Raw genomic sequence first — 15,192 nt, 5'->3', positions numbered from 1 at the left:
GCATCGGCATACTTCACCTCTCCCTTTGGGGGAGAGGTCGGCCAAAGGCCGGGTGAGGGGGCCTTCCCCTCGCACCGCCTCAAGAAAAGGCCCCCTCACCCGCCCCTAAGAAGGGTCGACCTCTCCCCCGGAGGGAGAGGTGAAGGCGCGCCAATACAAGACACATCGACTGCCGGGAGGACCCAGCCATGACCATGACATCAGATACTCTCGCAGCCCCGCGGCCGCGCCGGCGCAAATTGCCCACCGAGCTGTCCATCCTGCTCGTGCTGGCCGGCATTGCGCTGACTTTCGAGCTGCTCGGCTGGATTTTCATCGGCCAGTCCTTCCTGCTCAATCAGCAGCGGCTGACCATCATGATCCTGCAGGTCTCGGTGGTCGGCATTATCGCGGTGGGCGTCACTCAGGTGATCATCACCGGCGGCATCGACCTCAGCTCCGGCTCCGTCGTAGGCATGACGGCCATGATTGCCGCCAGCTTTGCGCAGTCAGCCGATTGGGCCCGCCCAGTCTATCCGGCGCTGGTCGGCCTGCCGGTCGTCATCCCGCTGGTCATCGGTCTCGCTATCGGCACATTGGCCGGCATTATCAATGGTTCGCTGATTTCCTACACCAAAATCCCGCCCTTCATTGCCACTTTGGGCATGATGGTGTCGGCCCGCGGCGTCGCCAAATGGTACACCAAGGGGCAGCCGGTTTCCGGTCTCACGCCCGAATTCACCTTCATTGGCATGGGAATCTGGCCGGTGGTGATCTTCCTTGTGGTGGCGCTGATCTTTCACATCGCCCTGCGCTACACCCGCTATGGCAAATTCACCTATGCCATCGGCGCCAATCCGCAGGCGGCTCGCGTTTCGGGCATCAATATCGAAAAGCACCTGATCAAGGTCTATGCCATTGCCGGCATGCTGGCCGGCCTTGCGGGGCTCGTGACCGCCGCCCGCGCCCAGACGGCACAGGCCGGCATGGGCGTGATGTATGAGCTCGACGCCATCGCTGCCGCCGTCATCGGGGGCACCTCGCTGGCGGGCGGGCAGGGGCGCATCACCGGCACGGTCATCGGCACCATTATTCTGGGGACCATGACCTCCGGCTTCACCTTCCTGCGTGTCGACGCCTACTATCAGGAGATCATCAAGGGCATGATCATCGTCGCCGCCGTGGTCGCCGACCAATACCGGCAAAGGAAGCGGAAGAAGGTTTGATTTGCCGTTCCTCCATGCCAAAACCACCACCGCGCCTCCCTCGGGCCTGACCCGAGGGCCGCTTCCAGCATGGCATAAGCGGCGAGTGATCCTCGGGTCAGGCCCGAGGAAGGCGCGGTGGATGGGAAGCCTCGGATAACCGCCCAGGCATTTTGTTAACGCATCGCGCCACCTCCCGGCGCCACTACCCGGAGACTATCAAATGACTGTTCGTTTCGGCCTGCTCGGCGCCGGCCGCATCGGCAAGGTGCATGCCAAGGCCATCTCGTCCAATCCAACCGCCCAGCTGGTGGCCGTGGCCGACGCTTTCGAAAAGGCCGCCACCGATATCGCCGGCCAATATGGCTGCGAAGTCCGCACCATCGAGCAAATCCTGTCCTCAGCCGACATCGACGCCGTGGTCATTTGCACCCCCACCGACACCCATGCCGATCTGATCGAGCAGTTCTCGCGCGCCGGCAAGGCCATCTTCTGCGAGAAGCCGATCGACCTCAATGTCGAGCGCGTCAAAGCCTGCCTTAAGGTGGTCGATGCCGAAGGCGCCACTCTCATGGTCGGCTTCAACCGCCGCTTTGACCCCCATTTCATGGCCGTGCATGATGTGATCGCCAAGGGCGAGATCGGTGACGTCGAAATGGTCACCATCGTCTCGCGCGACCCCGGCGCCCCGCCGGTCGACTACATCAAGCGCTCGGGCGGCATTTTCCGCGACATGACCATCCACGATTTCGACATGGCCCGCTTCCTGCTCGGCGAAGAGATCGACACCGTCACCGCCCAGGCCTCCGTGCTGGTCGATCCGGCCATTGGCGCGGCCGGCGATTATGACAGCGTCTCGGTGATGCTCTCGACCGCCTCGGGCAAGCACGCCACCATCTCCAATTCGCGCCGCGCCACCTATGGCTATGACCAGCGCATCGAAGTGCACGGCTCCAAAGGCGCCGTCTCGGCCGAAAACCAGCGCCCGGTCTCCATCGAAGTCGCCAACGCCACCGGCTATACCCGCCCGCCACTGCACGACTTCTTCATGACCCGCTATACCGACGCTTATGCGCGTGAAATCAGCACCTTCGTGGATGCCGTTGAATCAAAATCTCCGGCTTCGCCGAGTGGTTTGGATGGTTTGATTGCACTGGCGCTGGCGGATGCTGCGCTGAAGTCGGTCAAGGAAGGCCGGGCTGTGAAGGTCAGCGAAGTGCTTGGGGTGTTGGCGGATACGTCGACGTTCCAGGGGCGCTAGGGGATCGGAGTACCCCCACCTAACCTCCCCCTGATAGGGGGAGGGATCTCTCCACACTTGGAGCTGGATCGCGTTCTAACCACAAGGCGGTCCCTCCCCCTATCAGGGGGAGGCTAGGAGGGGGTATCCCCTTACTTCAACAGCCACTCATGTTCCGGCGCATTGTGGAACTTCCACACCCGCTTGGGCCCAGCCATCACATTGAGATAATAGAGGTCATAACCCGCCGTGGTCGCCACCGGGTGATAGCCCTTGGGCACTAGCGTCACGTCGCCATCCTCGATCACCAGCGCCTCATCAAGGCTGCGGTCATCGGTATAAACCCGCTGCATGGCAAAGCCCTGCGGTGGATTGAGCCGGTGGAAATAGGTCTCTTCCAGCAGGCTCTCATGGGGCAAATTGTCCTGATCATGCTTATGCGGCGGATAGGACGAGGTATTGCCCTGCGGGGTGATTACTTCCACCACCAGCAGAGAATGGGCCGCGCCGTCATCCTCGGGCATGATATTGTAGACATGCCTGATATTGGCGCCCTTGCCGCGGTGCAGCTGCGGATGGGTGCCCGGCGCAATCACGCGCGTCTTGAAGTCCCCGCCACCCGGCGCGGCGCATACCGCCAGTTCCAGCGCCGTGGTCGCGTCCGCTACCCACTCGCTGCCCATGGGCACATAAACCGCCCAGGGCGCGCCCTCGAACGGGGTCATGCGCTCGCCCAATTCCCCCAGATCGACGCCATCGACCGAAATCCGCGCCTTGCCGCTGACCAGCACCAGGCACAATTCCTGTGTTCCGGCCTCGCCGCCGGCAACTTCGCCTTCGGCCAGCTTGTGCAGGGCAAAGCCCACATAGGTCCAGCCGGCCGAAGCCGGATTTACATCATGAACCAGGCCCGTCTTCGCTTTCGGGCGGACGCGCAGATTGGGTTTGCTCATCGAGGGGCTCCTCCTTGGGGAAGGCGTAAAAGAAATTGTAGAGCGAATAGAGCAAAGCCGCGCCCACCAGCACGCCCCAGAATGGCTCCTGATTGAAGATCCATTCCCAGGCGCACCACACCGCCAGAAACCCGGTGATGGCAACGCGCCGCCACAGGGGCTTGAACCATTTAAGGTCGTCTGCTTTCAAAACCGATCCGCCTTGTTTTTAAGAAATCTGACCAGCCTTTAGCATATCGCGGCGCGAAAACTCACCCCTTGGGAAAGCCCTCGGTTTCGACGGTGTAGCCGGCGGCTGTCATCACGCGCATCAGCTCCTTATGGCCCACCTGCGCCATGCGCAGCGGCGGATTGGCCTTGGGGTCCTGCTCGGCCTCGACGACAAACCAGCCTTCATAGCCATAATCGGCAAATTTCTGCACGATGGCGGCGAAATCCAGCGAGCCATCGCCCGGCACGGTGAAGGCGCCCAGCGCCACCGCATCGAGAAAACTCTGCTTGGTGCGATCCAGCCCATCCACCACTGAACGGCGAATGTCCTTCACATGCACATGGCTGATCCGGGCATGATGATTGTCTATGGCCCGCAATACATCGCCGCCGGCAAAAGCCAGATGCCCCGCATCGAGTAGCAGCGGAATGCCCGCGCCCGACGCCTTCATAAAGGCATCCAGCTCGGGCTCGGTCTCGACCACGGCGGCCATATGGTGGTGATAGGCCAGCGGCATGCCCTGATCGGCACACCATTCGCCAAACTCGGTGACCTTTTTGGCATAGGCCACCATCTCGGCGTCGCCCAGCTTGGCCTTCTGCGCCAGCGGGATTTCGCGCTTGCCCTGAATGGAGCGGCCCACTTCGCCATAAACGATGCAGGGGGCATTGACCGCCTTGAACAGCTCGATCATCGGCTGAATGCGCGCCTTATTGGCGGCCAGTTCCTCATCGACCAGCGTGCCGGAAAACCAGCCACCACAGAGGGTTACGTCAGCTGCCCGCAGGATGGGCAGCATCACATCGGGATCGTCGGGAAAGCGGCGGCCCTTTTCCATGCCGGTAAACCCGGCCGAGCGCGACTGGCGCAGGCATTCTTCCAGCGACACGTCATCGCTGAGTTCCACCAGATCGTCGTTCCACCACGCGATGGGCGACATGCCGAGTTTGGCTTTCAATTCGTCTCTCCTGCGCATTCGCGCCTAGTACCCCCTCCTAGCCTCCCCCTGATAGGGGGAGGGACAGATTGGGGCCTTCGTAAATCTTTCAACACCCACCATGCGGTTCCTCCCCCTATCAGGGGGAGGCTAGGAGGGGGTACTCCGATCTCGGGATTACCCCGCCCGCTGCGCCTTAAGCGCCTTCACATAACCCTCGCGAGCAGCATTGACCTGCGGCCGGTCGGATACTTCCGGCACCGCCACATCCCACCAATAGCCACCTTCATCGGTGGTAATCAGCGCATCGGTATCGATCACGATCACCGTGGTCCGCTCGACGCTTTCGGTCTCCTGCAGCGCTGTTTCCAGCTCGGCAATCGAACTCACCTTGCGCGACACGGCGCCCATCGCGGCGGCATGGGCGGCAAAATCGATTCCTGGCAGAGTGACATGGTGGGTGTCCTTCAACAGATTGTTGAAGTTGGCGCCGCCCGTGGCCATTTGCAGCCGGTTGATGCAGCCATAGCCGGCATTGTCGAGCAGCACGATGGTGAGCTTGGCGCCCAGCATGATCGAAGAAGCGATCTCGGAATTGAGCATCATATAGCTGCCATCGCCCACCATGACGATCACATCGTCCTGGGGCCGCGCCAGCTTCACGCCCAGCCCGCCGGCAATCTCATAGCCCATGGTCGAAAAACCATATTCGAGATGATAGCTGCCCGGCCGATTGGCCTTCCAGAGCTTGTGCAATTCGCCCGGCAGGCCGCCGGCGGCGCAGACCACGATGGCGTTTTCCCGCGCCCGCTGCACCGCGCCGATCACCTGCGCGTCCGAAGGCAATTCGGCATTGGTCGTCGCGGTCGCCTTGTCGGCGGCAACAAGCCATTCCTCCTTGCCGGCCTCGGCCTTTTCGGTCCAGTCGGCATCGACAATCCAGCCGGGCAGGGCGGCATGAAGCGCATCGAGCCCCACCTTGGCATCGGCTACCAGCGGCAGGCCATTATGCTTGTGTGCGTCAAAGGGCTGCACATTGAGCCCGATAACCTTGAGGTCCGGGTTCTGGAATAGCGCCCAGGAACCGGTGGTGAAATCCTGCAGCCGCGTACCCACCGCCAGCACCACATCGGCTTCGCCGGCCAAGATGTTGGACGCCGATGAACCGGTAACGCCAACCGAACCCATATTGAGGCGATGGTCATGGGGCAGGGCGCTTTTTCCGCCCTGTGTCTCCATCACCGGAATGCCATGCCCCTCGGCAAAAACGCGCAGCGCTTCGGTCGCCTGCGAGTAGAGTACGCCGCCGCCAGCGATAATGACCGGCTTCTTGGCCATGCGTAGCGCCGCAGCGGCCGCAGCGAATTCCTCGGCATCGGGCATCACCCGACGGGGCACCCACACCTTTTCGGCAAAAAAGCTCTCGGGATAATCATAGGCTTCCGCCTGCACATCCTGGCACAGCGAGAGCGTCACCGGGCCGCATTCGGCCGGATCGGTCAGCACCTGCATGGCGCGGCGCAAAGCGGGAATGATCTGCTCGGGCCGCGTGATGCGGTCGAAATAGCGGCTGACGGGCTTGAAGCAATCATTGGCCGAAATCGAACCATCGCCCCAATCTTCCACCTGCTGCAACACCGGGTCGGGCAGGCGATTGGCAAACACATCGCCGGGCAGCAGCAGCACCGGCAGGCGGTTCACATGTGCCAGCGCGGCCGCCGTCACCATGTTCAGCGCGCCCGGCCCGATCGAAGAGGTACACGCCATGAAGCGCTGGCGGAAACTGGCCTTGGCAAAGGCAATCGCCGCATTGGCCATGCCCTGTTCATTCTGCGCCCGATAGGTCGGCAACGTGTCCTTGATGCCATGCAGCGCCTCACCCACCCCGGCCACATTGCCATGCCCGAAAATGGCGAACACCCCGCCAAAAATCGGCACTGTCTCGCCATCAATCACGGTCTTCTGCATCGTCAGAAACCGCGCAACGGCCTGCGCCATGGTTAGTCGGATCGTGTTCTGGCTCATGGGCCCTGTTCCTCAAAAGTCCACCGGTTTCGCCCGGCTAGTGTATATCGCGGCGTCGCTCAGGGCGAAGGCTATGCCGCCTTCGTCTCTCCCAGCCGCTCCCAAATTTCCACCAGAGCGCCGAACCGCCGCGCCATATCGGCCACGGCTTCCTCGTCACCGATCTCGCCCAGCAGCCATTTCCTCGCCGCCTCGGCAAAAATCGTGCGACCTACGGCAAATCCCTTGACCGTGCGCGATGACCGCGCCGCCGCAAATCCGGCCTCCAGCGCCGCCTGCGGAGCCTCAAGGCCCAGTAGCACCACGCCCCGGCAGAACGGGTCGCGCGCTTCGATCACCGCATCCACTGCGGCCCATGCCGTCCGGTCAGCCTGCGGCTCGAGCTTCCACCAATCGGGCTTCAAACCCGCATCATAAAGCTCGGTTAGCGCCCGCGCCGTTGTATCGGCTTTGAGCTCGCCATGCTTGCTGGCGATGATTTCGATCAGGATATCGCGGCCGATCTTGCGAGCGGCGTCCTGAGCAGCCTGCAGCTTGTCGATCTGCTCGGCCTTGAGCGCGGCGGGATCGTCGGGATGGAAAAAGCACAGCACCTTGAGGCAATGCTCCACCGGCCAGTCGAGCAGGCGCGAACCCAGGTCTTGCGAAAATTCAAAGCGCAGCGGGCGCGATCCGGGCAATTCGACCGGCCGGGCGAGCCAAAAGCCCTTGGCTTCGGCGGCGAACAGCGCCTTGCGGCCATGCTTGTCATCCAGCAGCATGCCGAAACCTGGCCGCCCATTGGCAACGCGCGCGGCGGCCTCCACGGCCAGCACCTTGAAGGCGGCTATGGACTCTTCCTTCGCGCCCGGCATGTCTTCGAGCTGGCTGCGATGGTCGATCGCCAGTGCCATCAGCTTGGGCCAGTCGCGGCGGCGATTGGTGGCCCAATGGATGTGGTTGAGATTGTCGTCATTGCGCAAAGCGCGCTTGGGGCTGCCCTTGCTGAGGAAGCTCTCAAGCTCGGTCCAGCTCGGATATTCCGGCGAACACATCAGGCGCGACACCGCAAAAGCGCCGCAGGCATTGGCCCAGGTCGCCGCTGTCTTGAGGTCTTCGCCCTTGAGCCAGCCGCGCAGGAAGCCCGACATGAAAGCGTCGCCGGCCCCCAACACATTATAGACCTCGATGGGGAAGCCCGCGCCGACAATGCCGTCTTCCAGATCATCGGGAATGGCGCCGTCATAGACGATGCAGCCCATGGCGCCGCGCTTGAGCACGATGGTCGCTGCGGTCAGCGAGCGGATGGTTTTCAGTGCCGCTGGCAGATCGGCCTCGCCCGAGGCGATCAGCACTTCTTCTTCGGTGCCCACCACCAGATCGCAATCAGGCAGCACGGACTTGTATTTCTGCGACACATGATCGGAGGCGACATAGCGCTCAAACCCGGCCTCATGCCCTGCCAGGCCCCATAGATTGGGGCGGTAATCGATATCGAACACCACCTTGCCGCCATGCGCCTTGGCAAAGCGGATCGCTTTTTTCTGCGCCGCCTCGCTATTAGGCCTCGAAAAATGCGTGCCGGTGACCACGATGGCGCGGGAAGAGGCGATATGGTCTTCCGCAATATCGTCTTCCGACAGCGCCATATCAGCGCAATCGGTGCGGTAGAAAATCATCGGGGAGACGCCCTCGGCCTCGACTGAGAGCAGTACCAGCGCGGTCAGGCGCTCCTTGTCGGTAGCGATACCGGCCGTGTCGACGCCTTCGCGCACCAGCTGTTCGCGGATGAAGCGCCCCATCTGCTCATTGCCGACGCGGGTGATCAGCGCGGATTTCAGCCCCAGCCGGGCCGTGCCGATGGCGATATTGGCCGGGCATCCGCCAACCGACTTGGCAAAGCTGCCAATATCTTCAAGCTTGGTGCCGATCTGCTGGCCATACAGGTCCACCGAGGCCCGGCCGATGGTGATGACGTCGAGCGGCTGCTGCCCTTGGCCTGGCTGCGCATTCGTCAATCCGGTCCTCCCCTCGGCTTGCGCCGGTCTCTGATATTTCACGCCTATTGTTGGTGAATATGAAACATGGGTTCCGGCAATTCGTCAATGTGGAATGTTCATTCCAAACGCGGTTTCCGGCATTCCAGTTCAGAATGCGTTCATTAGCGTGGCAAAATCGCGGCATCAGCGCCGTCGCCGCTTCTCCGCGATAGAAACAGTGAGGGCCATGGCAAAGGCCATGCTGGCCGAAAGCGAGCGGAACCCGGCATGGTCGGCCTCGACCACCTCAAACCATTCGCGCGAGCACTCGGCCAGCGGTGAAAATGCCGAATCGGTCAGCGACACGACGGGAATCCCCCGTGCTGCCATCGCCCGGGCCTGGGTGGCGCTTTCAGAGGCATAGGGCGAAAAGCTGATGGCAAAGGCGGCATCACGCGGGGTCGCCATGGCCAGCATGTCATCGTCGATCCCGGCCGCCGTGCCGACCAGCTGATAGCGCACCTTCAGCTTGCCAAAGGCATAGGCCATATAGCTGCTGATCGGGTAGGAGCGGCGCTTGGCGATCAGATAAATCGTCTCGGCATTGGCCAGCAAAGTCACGCTGCGCTCGAAGGCATCGGGGTCCACCGCCGCCGTCAGTGCATCCACCGAACGATGCGCCGCCGCCGCGAAACCGTTGAAAATCGTGGTGCTCTCGGCCAAGGCCGCACCATTCTGCTCCAGCGTCCTTAAGCGGTCTTCATAAGACGACGTGCGTTCGCGCAGGCGCGCCCGAAACAGCAATTGCAGCCCCGAGAATCCCTCAAAGCCAAAATGCTGCGCGAACCGCACCAGTGTCGAAGGCTGCACATCGGCGGATTCGGCAATGCTCGCCGCGGTGCCAAAGGCGATCTCGTCAGGATGGTCCAGCGCATAAGCCGCCACCTGCGTCAGCCGCTTGGGCAACTCGCCTTTGCGTTCCAGAATCGCTCCCCGCAGCGCATCAAAATCCCCCGGCGGCTGCATCTTCTCAACCATCCTATCCCCCTTTTCGCCCCCCATAATCCCCAATCCACCCCACCAATCAAGTGTTATTAGAAAGTCTATTCCGAAAATGGAACAAATGGCATATCCATTTCGACAGGAGTGGAGGACGGAATGAAATCATCGATTGGCGTGGGATTGATCGGCACCGGCTATATGGGCAAGTGCCATGCATTGGCCTGGAACAGCGTCAAACCGGTGTTTGGCAGCGGAGCACAGCCGCGCCTCGTGCATCTGGCGGAAGTGAATGCCGAGATCGCGCGGACCAAGGCCGACGAGTTCGGCTCTGCCAAGGCGACGGGCGATTGGCGCGAATTGATCGCGGACCCGGAGGTTGATGTCGTTTCAGTCACCACGCCCAATGCCTTCCACGCCGAAATGGCCATTGCCGCGCTCGAGGCGGGCAAGCATGTGTGGTGCGAAAAACCCATGGCGGTGGCGCTGGCCGATGCCGAGCGCATGGCGATGGTAGCCAAGGCATCGGGCAAGGTCGCGGTGCTGGGCTATAATTACATCCAGAATCCGCTGGTGCGTCATATCGGAGCGCTGCTGGAGCAGGGGGCCATCGGCGCGGTCAATCACGTCCGGTTGGAAATGGACGAGGACTTCATGGCCGACCCCGAGGCGCTGTTCTATTGGAAAAGCGAGGCCAGCTCCGGTTATGGCGCGCTGGACGATTTCGGCGTGCATCCGCTCAGCCTGCTGCAGGTGCTGTTTGGCTCGGTTATCCGGGTCTTCGCGCATCTGGCCAAGCCTTATGCGACCCGGCCCACCAAGGAAGGCACGGCACGGGCGGTGGAGACGTTCGACATTGCCAGCGTGTTGTTTGAACTGGGCGGGGGCATCAGTGGCGTCATGGCGCTCAACCGTTCGGCCTGGGGGCGCAAGGGGCGCATTGCGCTGCAGATTTTCGGTTCCAAAGGCTCGATCGTCTACGACCAGGAGCGGATGAACGAATTGCAGCTCTATACAGCCGAGGGACCGGGCACCGAGCGGGGCTATCGGACTATTCTCACCGCACCGCAGCACGCGCCTTATGATCGCTTCATCCCGGCGCCGGGGCATGGATTGGGTTTCAACGATCTCAAGATCATCGAATGCCACGAATTGCTCAAGGCCATTGCCGGGGAGCCGGCGCGGGTGATCGATTTTGCGACCGGGCTGGGTATCGAGCGGGCCGTGCATGCCATGGCGCGGAGCCATAGCGAGCAGCGGTGGGTGGAGGTCTAATTCCCACCCCACGTGCGAACGATATTGCGGATGTCGCGAGATCGCCCCGCCCCACAATCGCCTCCCTCGGGCTTGACCCGAGGGCCACTCTTAGCTCGGCACGCGTTGTGAATGGTCCTCGGGTCAAGCCCGAGGAAAGTGGCGGTGGGGTGGGGGATGACACTGTGAGTGGGGAACCCGCAGCGCGATCTGCGGGCTCAATCACCTAAGCCACGCTCAACGTCTGGCGTTTCTCCGTCTCGCTCCACAGGATGAACGTCGACGCTCCCAGGATCAGCAGCGCGCCGGGCCAGAACCAGAGGGCGGGCACTTGCGACAGAACGATCCAGCCGAGCAGGGTATTGAGCGGCAGTTTCAGATCGTCGAAGGGCTGCAGATAGGTGGCATCGGCCACGCGATAGGCCAGGCTGAAAAAGTATTGCGCGCCGGCCGTAACGGCGCCGAGCAGCACGATCAGCCACAAGGCATCCCCGCCCGGCAGGACGAAATCGAAGCCCGTCGCGAGACTGGCCGGCAGCATCCCGGCGGGGAGCACGGCCACCGCGATACCCAGCAGCAGGCCGATCAGGAAGTGGTTCGGCGTGATCAGCACCAGCATGTAAAGGGTGAGGGATTCCGGGGTCTCGTCGCGGCTGAGATATTTAGTGATGACCGAAACCGTGCCCCAGCATGCGGCCGCCAGGATGGGCAGCAGCGAGGCAAGGGTGAACTGTTCGGAGCCGATCTGGGTCACCATCAGGGCGCCGAGAAAGCCGACACTGGTGGCGCCCAGGCGCCGCATTGTGAGCTTTTCGCCCAGGAACAGCGTGGCCCCGGTGATGATGAAGAACGGGCCGGTCATCGACAGGGCCACCATCTGCCAGACGGGGACACCGCTGGCAAAACCGAAGGCGAAGAATTGCACACCCAGCGCCGAAAGAAAGGCGCGAGCCTCATGCCAGCCCGGATGGCGGGTCTTGAGCGCGCCGAGCCCGATACGGAAGATCAGGGGCAGGGCGATCACGGTGGCAATGACATATTGCCAGAACACGACGGCCGTGGACGGCACGCCCATCTGCCAGGTGATGATCGGGGTGAGGATATTGGTGATGGCGAAGGTAATACCCGCGCCGAGCATGAACAGCGCCCCGAGCACCGGGGCATTGTGCGAAGAGGAAACCTGGCTCATCTAAAGTCCTTTCCGTAACCAGTTTCCTCAGGGTTACGGGAGGCGACGCAGCAGCAAGCGTCTGGCCAAAGAAGCGCAGACGCCGGCAAGCCAGCGTTTGTCCCGTTCTCTTTCATCCGGACTATGACCGTCGGCTCCGGAATCACACCGGATCTGCTGACCCTTGCATGTGGCAAGGCGCTCGCGGGCTTGAGGTTTCCCCCTTACCGCCGGTGGGGAATTACACCCCGCCCTGAGAACGAATGCGAGAACCATCGTCTCGCAACGATGAAGATAGGGCAGTGCATTGATGCGGGCAAGAAGACACACGCATGATACTGGATGGCTTTTGCGAACAGTGCGGAAAAGTTTTGCGCGGAGAAGGGCTTGGGTGGGATGGTCCACGATTGGGCCGCCACCCGTTTATCCCCGCGTCATTCCCGCATAGAATGGCAGATGACCGACCCCAGGAGGAGAGCCATGTCGGAAGCGGTCGACGATGTCATGCGGGAACTCGCCGCGCTCGAAAACCCCGCAATGCGGGCGGCCAATGAATTGCGCGGCGACGATCACGGGGTGAACCTGTCGCAGCTGCGGGCGCTCGCCAAGCGGCTCAAGATACAGCACGAACTGGCGCTGGAGCTATGGAGCACGGGCGACACCGCGGCGCGGTTGCTGGCGACGCTGGTCTGCCGCCCCAAGCTGTTTTCGGCCGATGAACTGGACCGCATGGTCCGGGAAATCGGCTCGCCCAAATTGCTCGATTGGTTCATCGTCAATGTGGTCAAGCCCGGCCGTCATGCCGAAGAATTGCGGCTGCGCTGGAAAGACGATGACGATCTTGTCGGCCGGGCAGGGTGGAGCCTGACCACTGACCGCGTTGTCAAGAATGCCGATGGGCTGGACCTGAAGGGGCTGCTCGACCAGATCGAGCGGGAGCTGCGGCAGACGCCGGAACTCAAGCAATGGCCGATGAACCATTGCCTGGCCGAAATCGGCATCCACCACCCGCAATGGCGCAAGCGCGCTATCGCGATTGGCGAAGAACTCAAAGTGCTGATCGATTATCCGGCTTCACCCGGCTGCACGCCGCCCTATGTCCCGCTCTGGATCGCCGAGATGGTGCGGCGTCGGGAGGAGGCGTGATCTAGGCAGCGAAGGGCCCCATTTGGGGCCCTCCATTTTTTGCGATAGGCTGTGCCTAGCCGTTTTCCAGCCACTTCACCTGGTCAGGCGTCAGCTTGATGTCGAAGGCCTTGAGGCTGTCTTCGAGCTCGACCAGCCGGCGTGGGCCGATCAGCGGGACGCTGGGGAAGGACTGGGCCAGCACATAGGCCAGCGCCACATGGATCGGGGAGTGGCCGAGCTGCTTGCCCAGCTCGATCGCCCGGTCGCGGCGGCCGAAGTTCTGCTCATTGTACCAGACGCGGACCAGTTCCTCATTGTCGCGTTTGTCCCGGCCGGCCAGATCGGTGAAGAAGCCGCGGGCCTGGCTGGACCAGGAGAAGTTGGTGACCTGCCGGTCAATCAGCCATTGCTTGAAATCGGGCGTGGATGCGGTGACGCAACCGGCCCAGATCGGGTCGAGCATTTCGGCCAGGGCAAAGTTGTTGGAAAGCGCCTTGGGCGGCGTCTTGCCATTGGCCTTGGCATAGTCGATGGCCTGGTCCATGCGCTCCTTGGTCCAGTTCGACCCGCCATAGGGGCCACGAATACGGCCGGCCTTGACCTCGGCATCCATGGCGTCGACGAATTCGCCCACCGGGACGTCGGTATTGTCGCGGTGCATGAAATAGACGTCGACATAGTCGGTCTGCAGCCGGTCGAGCGACTGGGTGAGCTGCTTGGCAATGACATCGGGATAGACGAGCGGGGAATGCGCGCCCTTGCCGATCAGCACGGCCTGTTCGCGCACGCCGCTGCGCTTCTGCCATTCGCCGAACAGTTTTTCGGTATAGCCCGCGCCATAGACATAGGCGGTGTCGAACAGATTGCCGCCCTTTTCCCAGAAGGCGTCGAGCAGGATGGCGCCCGAAGCAAAGCTCTTGAAATCTTCAAAGCCCAGAGCCACGGCCGAAGCCTGCTTGTCGAGACCGGGGATCGAGCGCTTGGGAATGACGCCGCTATTGGCGCCCAGCGGACGATTGGCCAGGGTGTTGACGCGCTTGGCCGGCTTTTCGACCGAATATTCGATCCCGGCATCCTTGCGCCAGGCGTCGAGCACGCGGGCATTGCCCAGGCTATCGGCCCAGGTCATGCCCGGCGCGGCCAATTCCTGGCGCTTGGCGAAGATCGCCTCGGCTGCGGCATCGGCTTCGAAGGAATAGACATGGCGTTCTTCGCCCACGCTGATGGTTTCGCGGCTGCCATCCTTGCGGACGATGTCGATCTTGCCCTCGCCCTTGTCGCGATTGCCGCCAGCGAACCAGAAATCTGGCACTTCGATACGGCCTTCGGAGCCGTGGATGCGCAGCACATTGTCCAGATTGACCATCACCGCGCAGGAGACCTGGGCGACAATACCATTCTCGAAGGTGAGGACGGCGGCTGCCCAATCATCGGTGCCTTCGGCATTGAGCTTGGCCGTGCCCGAAACCTTGATCGGATCGGCAAAGGGCTTGCCCAGGGCCGCGCCGGCAATGAAGCGCGACATGGAGACGGGATAGCCGCCCACATCGAGAATGCCGCCGCCGGCCAGGTCCGAGGCGAACAGGCGGTGCTGCGGCTGGAACTTGCCCATGGAGAAGCCGAAGCTCGACTGGATCATGCGGACTTCGCCGATGACGCCGGAGCGGATGAGTTCACCCAGCTTGGCCGTCTGCGGATGCAGGCGATACATGAAGGCTTCGCCCGCAAACGTGCCGGCCTTGCGGTGGGCATGAAATACCGCGTCGATCTCGAAGGCCGAGAGCGCCAGGGGCTTTTCGATCAGCACATGCTTGCCGGCCTCGGCCGCCTTGATGGCCCATTCGGCGTGGCCCGTGTGGGGCACGGCGATATAGACGGCATCGATGTCCGGATCGGCCAGCAGGGCATCATAGCCGTGCACGATCTTGGCGCCGGGGAAGTCGGTGCTGAGGTTTGGCTTATTGGGATCACGCGTCGCGATGGCCGCCAGAACCCCGTGTTTGGAGCCGGCAACACCGCCCTGAAATGCCTTGGCAATGCTGCCTGGCCCGATAATGCCCCAGCGGATCTTTTGGTCGGTCATTTGAAATATCGTCCTTGGTTTTAAATCTCGGCGTCATCCCCGCGAAGGCGGG

General features: G+C 62.2%; 12 protein-coding genes and 1 riboswitch. Of the genes, 4 read left to right on the top strand and 8 right to left on the bottom strand.

Going from position 1 to position 15,192, the window contains the following annotated elements:
• Window positions 1–188: 188 nt before the first annotated feature.
• Together QQL79_RS09555 and iolG are read left to right on the top strand one after the other, a co-directional pair.
• Entirely contained in the window at window positions 189–1,205 is a 1,017-nt protein-coding gene (locus QQL79_RS09555; protein WP_370461202.1) for an ABC transporter permease, read from the top strand.
• A gap of 202 nt (window positions 1,206–1,407) precedes the next feature.
• Complete coding sequence (gene iolG, locus QQL79_RS09550) at window positions 1,408–2,445, top strand: inositol 2-dehydrogenase (protein WP_284390181.1); 1,038 nt, start codon at window positions 1,408–1,410, stop codon at window positions 2,443–2,445.
• 131 nt (window positions 2,446–2,576) lie between these two features.
• Here the strand turns inward: iolG and iolB are convergent, their stop codons facing one another.
• From iolB to QQL79_RS09520, 6 genes are all read right to left on the bottom strand, one after another.
• Entirely contained in the window at window positions 2,577–3,377 is an 801-nt protein-coding gene (iolB, locus tag QQL79_RS09545; protein WP_284390179.1) for a 5-deoxy-glucuronate isomerase, read from the bottom strand.
• Window positions 3,322–3,567 (bottom strand): DUF3329 domain-containing protein, encoded by a 246-nt coding sequence (locus tag QQL79_RS09540; RefSeq protein WP_284390177.1) that lies wholly within the window; start codon window positions 3,565–3,567, stop codon window positions 3,322–3,324. Before QQL79_RS09540 ends, iolB begins: the two co-directional genes overlap by 56 nt.
• A gap of 61 nt (window positions 3,568–3,628) precedes the next feature.
• Window positions 3,629–4,546 carry a myo-inosose-2 dehydratase gene (iolE, locus tag QQL79_RS09535; protein ID WP_284390175.1) on the bottom strand — a complete coding sequence of 306 codons (918 nt, stop codon included), beginning with the start codon at window positions 4,544–4,546 and terminating at the stop codon, window positions 3,629–3,631.
• Between the two features lie 156 nt (window positions 4,547–4,702).
• Window positions 4,703–6,550 (bottom strand): 3D-(3,5/4)-trihydroxycyclohexane-1,2-dione acylhydrolase (decyclizing), encoded by a 1,848-nt coding sequence (gene iolD / locus QQL79_RS09530; protein WP_284390173.1) that lies wholly within the window; start codon window positions 6,548–6,550, stop codon window positions 4,703–4,705.
• Window positions 6,551–6,621: 71 nt separating this feature from the next.
• A complete protein-coding gene (locus QQL79_RS09525; protein WP_284390171.1) occupies window positions 6,622–8,547 on the bottom strand; it encodes a bifunctional 5-dehydro-2-deoxygluconokinase/5-dehydro-2-deoxyphosphogluconate aldolase in 1,926 nt (641 codons plus the stop codon).
• Between the two features lie 165 nt (window positions 8,548–8,712).
• The gene (locus QQL79_RS09520) at window positions 8,713–9,546 is read right to left on the bottom strand and encodes a MurR/RpiR family transcriptional regulator (protein WP_284390169.1); all 834 of its coding nucleotides are present in this window, start codon (window positions 9,544–9,546) and stop codon (window positions 8,713–8,715) included.
• Between the two features lie 120 nt (window positions 9,547–9,666).
• Between QQL79_RS09520 and QQL79_RS09515 the strand changes: the two genes are divergently transcribed.
• Window positions 9,667–10,782, top strand: a complete 1,116-nt coding sequence (locus QQL79_RS09515; protein WP_284390166.1) for a Gfo/Idh/MocA family protein — start codon at window positions 9,667–9,669, stop codon at window positions 10,780–10,782.
• A gap of 205 nt (window positions 10,783–10,987) precedes the next feature.
• On the opposite strand, the gene QQL79_RS09510 is transcribed toward QQL79_RS09515, so the two are convergent.
• Complete coding sequence (locus QQL79_RS09510) at window positions 10,988–11,950, bottom strand: DMT family transporter (protein ID WP_284390164.1); 963 nt, start codon at window positions 11,948–11,950, stop codon at window positions 10,988–10,990.
• A gap of 100 nt (window positions 11,951–12,050) precedes the next feature.
• Window positions 12,051–12,194: riboswitch (FMN riboswitch) on the bottom strand.
• 215 nt (window positions 12,195–12,409) lie between these two features.
• Here QQL79_RS09510 and QQL79_RS09505 point away from each other — a divergent pair.
• Window positions 12,410–13,075 (top strand): DNA alkylation repair protein, encoded by a 666-nt coding sequence (locus tag QQL79_RS09505; protein WP_284390162.1) that lies wholly within the window; start codon window positions 12,410–12,412, stop codon window positions 13,073–13,075.
• Window positions 13,076–13,130: 55 nt separating this feature from the next.
• Here the strand turns inward: QQL79_RS09505 and QQL79_RS09500 are convergent, their stop codons facing one another.
• A complete protein-coding gene (locus tag QQL79_RS09500; RefSeq protein WP_284390160.1) occupies window positions 13,131–15,140 on the bottom strand; it encodes an aldo/keto reductase in 2,010 nt (669 codons plus the stop codon).
• Window positions 15,141–15,192 lie beyond the last annotated feature (52 nt).

This window comes from Devosia yakushimensis (genome assembly GCF_030159855.1).
GTDB lineage: Bacteria > Pseudomonadota > Alphaproteobacteria > Rhizobiales > Devosiaceae > Devosia > Devosia yakushimensis.
This window is presented reverse-complemented; position numbering and strand designations above follow the sequence as displayed.

Bases quoted from the DNA above. Each gene is read 5' to 3' on its own strand.
- QQL79_RS09510 (WP_284390164.1), bottom strand. From the start codon at position 11,950: ATGAGCCAGGTTTCCTCTTCGCACAATGCCCCGGTGCTCGGGGCGCTG.
- iolB (WP_284390179.1), bottom strand. From the start codon at position 3,377: ATGAGCAAACCCAATCTGCGCGTCCGCCCGAAAGCGAAGACGGGCCTG.
- QQL79_RS09555 (WP_370461202.1), top strand. From the start codon at position 189: ATGACCATGACATCAGATACTCTCGCAGCCCCGCGGCCGCGCCGGCGC.
- QQL79_RS09515 (WP_284390166.1), top strand. From the start codon at position 9,667: ATGAAATCATCGATTGGCGTGGGATTGATCGGCACCGGCTATATGGGC.
- QQL79_RS09500 (WP_284390160.1), bottom strand. From the start codon at position 15,140: ATGACCGACCAAAAGATCCGCTGGGGCATTATCGGGCCAGGCAGCATT.
- iolG (WP_284390181.1), top strand. From the start codon at position 1,408: ATGACTGTTCGTTTCGGCCTGCTCGGCGCCGGCCGCATCGGCAAGGTG.
- iolD (WP_284390173.1), bottom strand. From the start codon at position 6,550: ATGAGCCAGAACACGATCCGACTAACCATGGCGCAGGCCGTTGCGCGG.
- QQL79_RS09505 (WP_284390162.1), top strand. From the start codon at position 12,410: ATGTCGGAAGCGGTCGACGATGTCATGCGGGAACTCGCCGCGCTCGAA.
- QQL79_RS09520 (WP_284390169.1), bottom strand. From the start codon at position 9,546: ATGGTTGAGAAGATGCAGCCGCCGGGGGATTTTGATGCGCTGCGGGGA.